The organism is Pseudomonas sp. GW460-12-10-14-TSB1 (assembly GCF_017349775.1).
GTDB classification, from domain to species: Bacteria; Pseudomonadota; Gammaproteobacteria; order Pseudomonadales; family Pseudomonadaceae; genus Aquipseudomonas; species Aquipseudomonas piscium.
The window spans coordinates 1-10118 of the sequence record NZ_JACNAC010000103.1 but is presented as its reverse complement, the minus strand read 5'-3'; the positions used below and the strand labels follow the sequence as shown (position 1 = coordinate 10118).

General features: G+C 64.5%; 9 protein-coding genes. 1 reads left to right on the top strand and 8 read right to left on the bottom strand.

Annotated features, from left to right (window positions below; all coding sequences use genetic code 11):
• The 8 genes from J4D52_RS30060 to gcl all read right to left on the bottom strand — a co-directional run.
• A partial coding sequence (locus J4D52_RS30060) for a sulfate ABC transporter substrate-binding protein (protein WP_063429037.1) occupies positions 1 to 996 on the bottom strand: 996 nt, incomplete at its 3' end.
• Positions 997 to 1090: 94 nt separating this feature from the next.
• Entirely contained in the window at positions 1091 to 1936 is an 846-nt protein-coding gene (locus J4D52_RS30055) for an ion transporter (protein ID WP_063429039.1), read from the bottom strand.
• Between the two features lie 21 nt (positions 1937 to 1957).
• The gene (locus tag J4D52_RS30050; protein ID WP_063429041.1) at positions 1958 to 2881 is read right to left on the bottom strand and encodes an urea transporter; all 924 of its coding nucleotides are present in this window, start codon (positions 2879 to 2881) and stop codon (positions 1958 to 1960) included.
• A 122-nt stretch (positions 2882 to 3003) separates the two neighbouring features.
• Entirely contained in the window at positions 3004 to 4419 is a 1416-nt protein-coding gene (gene pyk, locus J4D52_RS30045; RefSeq protein WP_102676216.1) for a pyruvate kinase, read from the bottom strand.
• The gene (locus J4D52_RS30040; protein ID WP_102676217.1) at positions 4409 to 5689 is read right to left on the bottom strand and encodes a glycerate kinase; all 1281 of its coding nucleotides are present in this window, start codon (positions 5687 to 5689) and stop codon (positions 4409 to 4411) included. Before J4D52_RS30040 ends, pyk begins: the two co-directional genes overlap by 11 nt.
• A gap of 171 nt (positions 5690 to 5860) precedes the next feature.
• Entirely contained in the window at positions 5861 to 6751 is an 891-nt protein-coding gene (locus J4D52_RS30035) for a 2-hydroxy-3-oxopropionate reductase (protein ID WP_102676218.1), read from the bottom strand.
• A 137-nt stretch (positions 6752 to 6888) separates the two neighbouring features.
• Positions 6889 to 7671: a hydroxypyruvate isomerase gene (gene hyi / locus J4D52_RS30030; RefSeq protein WP_038581047.1), complete on the bottom strand. Its 783-nt coding sequence runs from the start codon at positions 7669 to 7671 to the stop codon at positions 6889 to 6891.
• 136 nt (positions 7672 to 7807) lie between these two features.
• Positions 7808 to 9583 (bottom strand): glyoxylate carboligase, encoded by a 1776-nt coding sequence (gene gcl / locus J4D52_RS30025; protein ID WP_025805243.1) that lies wholly within the window; start codon positions 9581 to 9583, stop codon positions 7808 to 7810.
• A gap of 264 nt (positions 9584 to 9847) precedes the next feature.
• On the opposite strand from gcl, the gene J4D52_RS30020 reads away from it, so the two are divergent.
• A partial coding sequence (locus tag J4D52_RS30020; RefSeq protein ID WP_207256212.1) for a heme-binding protein occupies positions 9848 to 10118 on the top strand: 271 nt, incomplete at its 3' end.

Sequence of the window (10118 nt, the reverse complement as noted above, 5' to 3'; positions counted from 1 at the left end):
TTTCCCGCCGTAGATCTGGTCGAAGATCCCGCCATCGTTGAAGTGGGTCTTCTGCACGGTGCGCCAGTCGCCGAAGGTTTTTTCCACCGACAGGAAGTCGACTTTCGGGAAACGGTCGGTGTACTTGGCCAGGACTTTCGGGTCCCGTGGGCGCAGGTAGTTGTTGGCGGCGATTTCCTGGCCTTGCGGCGACCACAGGTACTTCAGGTATTCCTCGGCCGCGGCGCGCGAGCCTTTCTTGTCGACCACCTTGTCCACCACCGACACTGGCGGCTCGGCTTCGGCGGAAACACTCGGGTAGATGACTTCGAACTGATCGCGGCCGAATTCGCGGGCGATCATTTCCGCTTCGTTCTCGAAGGTCACCAGCACGTCGCCGATCTGGTTGGTCATGAAGGTGGTGGTCGCGGCGCGGCCGCCGGTATCGAGCACCGGTGCCTGCTTGAACAGCTTGCCGACGAAGTCCTTGGCCTTGTTCTCGTCGCCACCGTTCTTCAGCACATAACCCCAGGCCGACAGGTAGGTGTAGCGGCCGTTACCCGAAGTCTTGGGGTTCGGCACTATCACCTGCACGCCATCCTTGAGCAGGTCCGGCCAGTCTTTCAGGGCCTTGGGGTTGCCCTTGCGCACGATGAACACAGTGGCCGAGGTGAAGGGCGCGCTGTTGTTCGGCAGGCGGGTCACCCAGTTGTCCGGCACCAGCTTGCCGTTGTCCGCCAGGGCGTTGATGTCGGTGGCCATGTTCATGGTGATGACATCGGCCGGCAGGCCGTCGATCACCGAGCGCGCCTGTTTGCTGGAGCCGCCGAAGGACATCTGCAGGGTGATGTTCTCGTTGTGCTCGGCCTGCCAGTGCTTCTGGAAGGCGCTGTTGTAGTCCTTGTAGAAGTCTCGCATCACGTCGTAGGAAACGTTGAGCAGGGTCGGGGCGGCCTGGGCGACGCTGCCCAGTGCCAGGCCGGCGGCCAGGAGAGAGGCGCTAACGAGTTTTTTCACTGCACATTCCTTTTATTAGAGAGTGAAGGCAATTTGCCGCCGACTATAGCCGGGGCGGTATATCTCTTTAAAGATTAAAAAGTGCTTTGCTTATTCAGTTTCCCTGAACCACTTTCGGGAACAGCGCATTGCCGCACCGCGAGCAGAACGCGGCGCCGTGTTCATGGTTGTCTTTACGGCACACCGGGCAGTCGTGCTTGAGCTGTTCGCCGCGCATGGCATTGGCCAGTTCCGCGGTGAAGATCCCGGTGGGCACGGCGATGATCGAGTAACCGGTGATCATCACCATCGACGAAATGATCTGGCCGATCACGGTCTTGGGCACTATGTCGCCGTAGCCGACGGTGGTCAGGGTGACGATGGCCCAATAGATGCCCTTGGGAATGCTGGTGAAGCCGTGTTCCGGGCCTTCGACCACATACATCAGGGTGCCGAACACCGTCACCAGGGTGCAGACGCTGAGCAGGAACACCAGGATCTTCTGTTTGCTGCCGCGCAAGGCGTCGAGCAGGTAGTGGGCCTGCTTGAGGTAGGGGCTGAGCTTGAGCACGCGGAAGATGCGCAGCATGCGGATCACCCGGATGATCAGCAGGTACTGGGCGTCGCTGTAATACAGGGCGAGGATCCCCGGCACGATGGCCAGCAGGTCCACCAGCCCATAGAAACTGAAGGCGTAGCGCAGCGGCTTGGGCGAGCAATACAGGCGCAGGCCGTATTCGATGGCGAAGATCAGGGTAAAACCCCATTCGATATAGGCCAGCACATTGGCGTAGTTCTGATGCACCTCGTCGATGCTGTCGAGGATCACGATCACCAGGCTGGCGAGGATGATCAGCAACAGGATGCTGTCGAAGCGCCGACCGGCCACGGTGTCGGTCTGGAAAATCATGACGTAGAGGCGCTCGCGCCAGTGCTTGTCGGTGTCCGTGGTGCTGTCCATGTTGTTCGCCTGAATCGAAGGTCAGCGAAGCCTAGGGGGATTGGCCCCGGTAGCGCAAGGTGTGCTGTCCACGGCAGCCTGGCGCAGCACTCGGGTTGCCGCACGGACCAGCCAGCAAGCGAGGATAAAGGGCGCGGTGAGAGCGGGCAGGCCCAACGCGGCGAAGCCCGGGGCGAGCAGCAGCGCCAGGGCCATTCCCGGTAGCGCCAGCCAGGAGCGGCGGCGGTCCTGGCTCAGGGCCAGGGCAACCAGGGCGCTGTTGTAGCCACCAAGGCCCTGCAAGGCGCTGGCCTGTTCCTGTTGCAGCAGGGCGAAGCCCAGACCCGCCGCCGAACCGAACAGCGCCCAGGCGGCCGCTCGGCGGTTGGCCAATAACAGCCCCAAGGCGATCAACACCCCGGCCAGCGGATGCTCGAGGAACATCACCTGGCCGAGCCCCTGGATCAGTGCCTGCAGCAGCGCCAGCGTATCGGGCTCGGCCCAGGGCGCTTCGACACTGGCGGGCAGCGGTGCGGCCAGGCCCAGCAGCAACCAGCCGAGGCCGACGAAGGGCGCGGTGTAGGCCGGTAGACAATATGGGGCACGGGCGCGCTTGAGCCATTGCTGGGTGAGGATCGCACTGACGCCGCTGCAGGCGATGATCAGCGGTGGCAGCAGCACCGACCAGTCGAAGCGCAGGCTCAGGAGCAGGCCAAGCAAGACCCCGTTGTAGCTGAACAGTCCGGCTTGCCGGTCGGCCTTGGCATAACCCCGGCGCTGCGCGGTAAGCAGCCCGGCCACACCGCCCAGCAGCGCGCCGCCGAGCAGCGCTGGAGCGGTCAGCAGGATGGCCAGCATGCACAGCAGGCCGCACAGCGGATGGCGCTGGAGGAAGATCTGGCTGAAGCCGTTGAGCAGGGCGGTGGCCCAGTCGGGGCAGTGCGCGTTGAAGTGTTCTGAAGGCATGGAAGGTCGATTTCTGTAGCCGCTGCCGCAGGCTGCGATTGACCGATACGGTCGCGGCGCCCTTGCGGTCGTCGAAGCCCCTACGGGGCTTATCGCAGCCTGCGGCAGCGGCTACAGGGGACTCAGATCAGGGTTTCGATGCGCAGCGAGTTGGTCGAGCCCGGCTGGCCGAACGGCACGCCAGCGGTGATCAACAGGGTGTCGCCACGTTTGGCCATGCCTTGCGCCTGGGCGATTTCCAGGGCGGTGGAGCAGACCTCGTCGACCTGGCGCAGGCGGTCGTTGACCACCGAGTGCACGCCCCAGGCCACCGTCAGGCGGCGCGCGGTGGACAGGTTCGGCGTCAGGTTGAGGATCGGCACCCTCGGCCGTTCCCGGGCCGCGCGCAGGCTGGAGCTGCCGGACTCGCTGTAGTTCACCAGCACCGCCACCGGCAGGATGCCGCTGATACGGCGGATCGCACAGCTGATGGCATCGGACACCGTGGCTTCGGCCTGGGGCCGGCTGACGTCGAGCTGGGTCTGGTAGTCCGGGCCGCTTTCCACCTGGCGGATGATCTTGCTCATCATCTGCACCGCTTCCAACGGGTATTCGCCGGACGCGGTTTCCGCCGAGAGCATCACCGCGTCGGCGCCTTCGGCCACCGCGTTGGCCACGTCCGTGACCTCGGCCCGGGTCGGGGCGGGGGAGAAGCGCATGGATTCGAGCATCTGCGTGGCCACCACCACCGGTTTACCCAGTTGGCGACAGGTGCCGATGATGTTCTTCTGGATCTGCGGCACGCTTTCGGCGGGCACTTCGACCCCCAGGTCGCCACGGGCCACCATGATCGCGTCGCTCAATTCGGCGATCTCGCGCAGTTGAGTGACTGCCGAGGGTTTCTCGATCTTGGCCATCAGGAACGCCTTGTCGCCGATCAGCGCGCGGGCTTCGCGAATGTCCTCGGGGCGCTGCACGAACGACAGGGCGACCCAGTCCACCCCCAGTTCCAGGCCGAAGTCCAGGTCGCGGCGATCCTTGGCGGTCAGCGGGCTGAGGTCGAGCACCGCCTGCGGGACGTTGACGCCCTTGCGGTCCGACAGCTCGCCGCCGTTGAGCACTGTGGTGTCGATGGCGTCGGCGTGTTTGGCGGTGACCCGCAGGCGCAGCTTGCCATCGTCCAGCAGCAGGTCCATGCCCGGCTCCAGGGCCGTGATGATTTCCGGGTGGGGCAGGTTGACCCGGCGCTGGTCGCCCGGGGTGCTGTCCAGGTCCAGGCGCAGGGCCTGGCCGCGATGCAGCTGGACCTTGCCTTCGGCGAACTTGCCGACTCGCAGTTTCGGGCCTTGCAGGTCCATCAGGATGCCCAGCGGGTAGTTCAGCTGTTTTTCGACTTCGCGGATCCACTGGTAACGCTGGGCGTGATCGGCGTGGTCGCCATGGCTGAAGTTGAGGCGAAAGATATTCACCCCGGCCTGCACCAGCTCGCGGATATCGTCGATGCTGTCGATGGCCGGGCCGAGGGTGGCGAGGATTTTGACCTTTTTGTCAGGCGTCATGTTTGGGGCTCTCGAGGATCAGGATGGCGCGGAAGTCGTTGACGTTGGTGCGGGTCGGTTCGGTGACGATCAACCCATCCAGGGCCGCGAAGTAGCCATAGCCGTTGTTGTTGTCCAGCTCGTCGCTGGCACTCAGGCCCAGGGCGGCGGCGCGGGCGTAGCTGTCCGGGGCCATGATGGCGCCGGCGTTGTCTTCGGAACCGTCGATGCCGTCGGTGTCGCCGGCCAGGGCGTAGACGCCGGGCAGGCCCTTGAGGTTTTCGGTGAGGCTCAGGAGGAACTCGGCATTGCGCCCGCCGCGGCCATTGCCGCGCACGGTGACCGTGGTTTCACCGCCGGAGAGGATCACGCAGGGCGCGGCCAGCGGCTGGCCGTGCAGCACCACCTGGCGGGCGATGCCGGCGTGGACCTTGGCCACCTCGCGGGACTCGCCTTCCAGGTCGCCGAGGATCAGCGGGCTGAAACCGGCCTGGCGGGCTTTCACCGCGGCGGCCTCCAGCGACTGCTGCGGCCGGGCGATCAGTTGGAAGTGACTGCGGGCCAGGCTCGGGTCGCCGGGCTTGACGGTTTCCGACTCCGGGCTTTGCAGCCAACTGTGTACCGCCGCCGGTACCTCGATGGCATACCGCTTGAGGATCGCCAGGGCTTCGGCCGAGGTGCTGGGGTCGGCCACGGTGGGGCCGGAGGCGATGACCGTGGCCAGGTCGCCCGGTACATCGGAAATCGCATAGGTGTAGAGGGTCGCCGGCCAGCAGGCCTTGGCCAGGCGGCCGCCCTTGATCGCCGAGAGGTGTTTGCGCACGCAGTTCATCTCGCCGATGCTGGCGCCGGACTTGAGCAGGGCCTTGTTGATCGACTGCTTGTCCGCCAGGCTGATGCCCGCGGCGGGCAGGGCCAGCAGGGCGGAACCGCCGCCGGACAGGAGGAAGATCACCCGGTCCTGTTCCGACAGGTCGCTGACCAGCTCCAGCACGCGCTTGGCCACGGCCAGGCCGGCGGCATCGGGTACCGGATGGGCGGCCTCGACCACTTCGATTTTTTCGCAGGGGGCGCCGTGGCCGTAGCGGGTGACGACCAGCCCGCTGACTTCACCCAACCAGCAGCGTTCGACCACCTGGGCCATGGCCGCGGCGGCCTTGCCGGCACCGATGACGATCACTCGACCGCTGCGGTCGCTGGGCAAATGGGCTTCGAGGACGTGCTGCGGGTGGGCGGCGTCAATGGCTGTGGCGAACAGCTCACGGAGGAATTGTTGCGGATCGACCGACATGGCGGGCTCCCGGATTTCTTGTTGTTCGAGGTGTGGCGGGTAGGGCTCTTGTAGGCGCGAGCGGGCGGCGATCCGACTTGCCCGCGATGACGTAGTGCCTGACACGACGCTATCGCGGGCAAGCCTCGCTCCTACAGGGGGGCGGCAGAAGCCCCCCCGATAACAGAGGGCTTACTTGTCGCGGATCGAGAAGTTCGCCATGTGTTCCAGGCCCTTGATCAGCGCCGAGTGGTCCCAGTTGCTGCCGCCGATGGCCGCGCAGGTGCTGAACACTTGCTGGGCGTTGGCGGTGTTGGGCAGGTTGATGTTCAGCTCCTTGGCGCCTTGCAGGGCCAGGTTGAGGTCCTTCTGGTGCAGGCTGATGCGGAAGCCCGGGTCGAAGGTGCCCTTGATCATGCGCTCGCCGTGCACCTCGAGGATCTTCGAGGAGGCGAAGCCGCCCATCAGCGCTTCACGCACCTTGGCCGGATCGGCGCCGTTTTTCGCGGCGAACAGCAGGGCCTCGGCCACCGCCTGGATGTTCAGGGCGACGATGATCTGGTTCGCCACCTTGGCGGTCTGGCCGTCGCCGTTGCCGCCAACCAGGGTGATGTTCTTGCCCATGGCCTGGAACAGCGGCAGGGCGCGCTCGAAAGCTTGGCTGTCGCCGCCGACCATGATGCTCAGGGTCGCCGCCTTGGCGCCGACTTCACCGCCGGACACCGGGGCGTCCAGGTACTGCGCGCCTTTCTCGTTGATTTTGGCGGCGAAAGCCTTGGTCGCGGTCGGCGAGATCGAGCTCATGTCGATCACTACCTTGCCCGGGCCGACGCCCGCGGCCACGCCGTCGGCGCGGAACAGCACGTCGTCGACCTGCGGGGTATCCGGGACCATGACGATGATGAATTCGGCTTCCTGGGCCACTTCCTTGGGGCTGGCCAGGGCGACTGCGCCGGCGGTGACCAGGTCGGCCGGGGCCGCGTCGTGGTGCTGGGACAGGAACAGGCTGTGACCGGCTTTTTGCAGGTTGGAGGCCATTGGGTGACCCATGATGCCGGTGCCGATGAATCCGATTTTAGCCATGAGAAAATCCTCTCTTTTTATTGCTCTATAAGGTTCGCGGGGTACCAGGGCGTCCGTCTCGCGAGCCGACTCGCTCCTGTAGGAGCGAGCGGGCGGCGATCCGACTTGCCCGCGATGAACGATGACGCGGTGTGCGATCAGATTGCGTTGTGGCTCTTGAGCCAGCCCAGGCCGGCTTCGGTAGTGGTCAGCGGCTTGTATTCGCAGCCGACCCAGCCCTGGTAGCCGATCTTGTCCAGGTGCCCGAACAGGAAGTGGTAGTTGATCTCGCCGGTGCCCGGTTCGTTACGCCCCGGGTTGTCCGCCAGCTGGACATGGTTGATCGCGTCCAGGTGGCCGGACAGGGTCCGGGCCAGGTCGCCCTCCATGATTTGCATGTGGTAGATGTCGTATTGCAGGTACAGGTTGCTGCTGCCGACCTGCTCGCGGATCGACAGGGCCTGGGCCGTGTTGTTCAGGTAGAAGCCCGGGATGTCGCGGGTGTTGATGGCTTCCATCACCAGCTTGATGCCCGCGGCCTGAAGTTTTTCGGCGGCGTACTTGAGGTTGGCGATAAAGGTCTTTTCCACCGTGGCATCGTCGAAGCCCTGCGGGCGGATGCCGGCCAGGCAGTTGATCTGGGTATTGCCCAGTACCTGGGCGTAGGCGATGGCCAGGTCGACCCCGGCGCGGAACTCCTCGACCCGATCCGGCAGGCAGGCGATACCGCGCTCGCCCTTGGCCCAATCGCCCGCAGGAAGGTTGAACAGCACCTGGGTCAGGCCGTGGGCGTCGAGTTGCGCCTTGATCTCGGCGGAGCTGAATTCGTAGGGGAACAGGTATTCGACACCACTGAAGCCGGCCTCGGCGGCGGCCTTGAAGCGGGCGAGGAAGTCCTGTTCGGTGAACAGCATGGACAGGTTGGCGGCAAAACGCGGCATGGTGGTCTCCTGTAGAGGTTCAATCCCTGTAGCCGCTGCCGCAGGCTGCGATAAGGCCGAAGGCCTTCGACGATCCTGAGATCTTGCGCATCCTGTGGATGCGATCGCAGCCTTCGGCAGCGGCTACACAGTGGTGTCAGTCGAGCAGGGAAATCGCGGTGGGGGCGTCGTTGCCGACCAGCGCCAGGTCTTCGAATTCGTTGACCGCGTTGATCTCGGTGCCCATGGAAATGTTGGTGACACGCTCCAGGATGATCTCGACGATCACCGGCACCTTGAACTGCTCGAGCATTTCCTGGGCCTGGCGCAGGGCCGGCTGGATGCCCGACGGCTCGAATACCCGCAGCGCCTTGCAGCCCAGGCCCTCGGCGACCGCGACGTGGTCCACGCCATAGCCGTTGAGTTCCGGGGCGTTGAGGTTGTCGAAGGACAGCTGCACGCAGTAGTCCATGTCGAAACCGCGCTGCGCCTGGCGGATCAGGCCCAGGTAGGAGTTGTTCACCACCACGTGGATGTACGGCAGCTTGAACTGCGCGCCCACGGCCAGCTCTTCGATCATGAACTGGAAGTCGTAGTCGCCGGACAGCGCCACCACCTTGCGGCTCGGGTCGGCCTTGACCACCCCCAGCGCCGCCGGAATGGTCCAGCCCAGCGGGCCGGCCTGGCCGCAGTTGATCCAGTGGCGTGGCTTGTACACGTGCAGGAACTGCGCGCCGGCAATCTGCGACAGGCCGATGGTGCTGACATAGCAGGTGTCCTTGCCGAACACCTGGTTCATCTCTTCATACACCCGCTGCGGCTTGACCGGCACGTTGTCGAAGTGGGTCTTGCGTTGCAGGCTCGACTTGCGTTGCTGGCAATCCTGCAGCCAGGCGCTGCGGTTCTTCAGCTTGCCGGCGGCCTGCCATTCGCGAGCGACCTCGATGAATACGGTCAACGCCGAGCTGGCGTCGGAGACGATGCCCAGGTCCGGGGTGAACACCCGGCCGATCTGGGTCGGCTCGATGTCCACGTGGATGAATTTGCGGCCCTCGGTGTAGACGTCCACCGAACCGGTGTGGCGGTTGGCCCAGCGGTTGCCGATGCCCAGGACCAGGTCCGACTTGAGCAGGGTGGCGTTGCCGTAGCGGTGGGAGGTCTGCAGGCCGACCATGCCGACCATCTGCGGGTGATCGTCGGGGATGCTGCCCCAGCCCATCAGTGTGGGGATGACCGGGATGCCGGTCAGTTCGGCGAACTCCACCAGCAGTTCGCTGGCATCGGCGTTGATGATGCCGCCGCCGGCGACCAGCAACGGACGCTCGGCCTGATCCAGCAGGGCCAGGGCCTTTTCGACCTGGACCCGGGTCGCCGAAGGCTTGGCCAGCGGCAGCGGCTGGTAGGCGTCGATATCGAATTCGATCTCGGCCATCTGCACGTCGAACGGCAGGTCGATCAGCACCGGGCCGGGGCGGCCGGAGCGCATTTCATAGAAGGCTTTCTGGAAGGCGTAGGGCACCTGGCCCGGCTCAAGGACGGTGGTCGCCCACTTGGTCACCGGCTTGACGATGCTGGTGATGTCGACGGCCTGGAAGTCTTCCTTGTGCAGACGGGCACGCGGGGCCTGGCCGGTGATGCAGAGAATCGGGATCGAGTCGGCCGAGGCGCTGTACAGGCCGGTGACCATGTCGGTGCCGGCAGGGCCGGAGGTACCGATGCACACGCCGATGTTGCCGGCTTTGGTGCGGGTGTAACCCTCGGCCATGTGCGAGGCGCCTTCAACGTGGCGAGCGAGGACGTGATCGATGCCGCCGACCTTTTGCAGGGCGGAGTACAGCGGGTTGATGGCGGCACCCGGGATGCCAAAGGCGGTATCGACCCCTTCACGGCGCATCACCAGAACGGCGGCTTCGATTGCTCTCATTTTGCTCATTGTTTTGTGCCTCTTACGTTTTGTAATTGTATACAAGTGGCTTTGCGCAGAGTGTATTCACGGCGAACGTCGCAGGTCAATCCATTTTCTCTCGCGCTTGGATGCGTTCGTCCGGTGCCGATAAACAGGCGGCTTTTCGTCGGAAGCAGGCGTTTGCGAAAATTATTGTATACAAAAACAAATTTTGTTGTGTTCTATTTGTTGTATCGATCTTCTTATCGGACACCCGGATTTTTTCCCAATAACAAAATAAGGACGGCACCCATGAGCGCTTTAACCTTGAATGTTGCAGTCAGCCTGGCCGGCAAGGCCCTGGCCTTCGGCCGTGAGATCAGCGCGGCACCCTTGACCATCGCGGTGCTCGATGCCGGCGGGCATCTGGTGACCTTGCAGCGCGAAGACGGGGCCAGCCTGCTGCGGCCACAGATCGCCATCGGCAAGGCCTGGGGCGCGATTGCCCTGGGCAAGGGCTCGCGCCTGCTGGCGCTGGATGCACAGCAGCGGCCGGCCTTCATTGCCGCGCTCAACAGCCTGG

Coding starts and splice junctions, on each gene's coding strand:
- gcl (WP_025805243.1), bottom strand. CDS start 9,583: ATGAGCAAAATGAGAGCAATCGAAGCCGCCGTTCTGGTGATGCGCCGT.
- hyi (WP_038581047.1), bottom strand. CDS start 7,671: ATGCCGCGTTTTGCCGCCAACCTGTCCATGCTGTTCACCGAACAGGAC.
- pyk (WP_102676216.1), bottom strand. CDS start 4,419: ATGACGCCTGACAAAAAGGTCAAAATCCTCGCCACCCTCGGCCCGGCC.
- J4D52_RS30055 (WP_063429039.1), bottom strand. CDS start 1,936: ATGGACAGCACCACGGACACCGACAAGCACTGGCGCGAGCGCCTCTAC.
- J4D52_RS30040 (WP_102676217.1), bottom strand. CDS start 5,689: ATGTCGGTCGATCCGCAACAATTCCTCCGTGAGCTGTTCGCCACAGCC.
- J4D52_RS30035 (WP_102676218.1), bottom strand. CDS start 6,751: ATGGCTAAAATCGGATTCATCGGCACCGGCATCATGGGTCACCCAATG.
- J4D52_RS30050 (WP_063429041.1), bottom strand. CDS start 2,881: ATGCCTTCAGAACACTTCAACGCGCACTGCCCCGACTGGGCCACCGCC.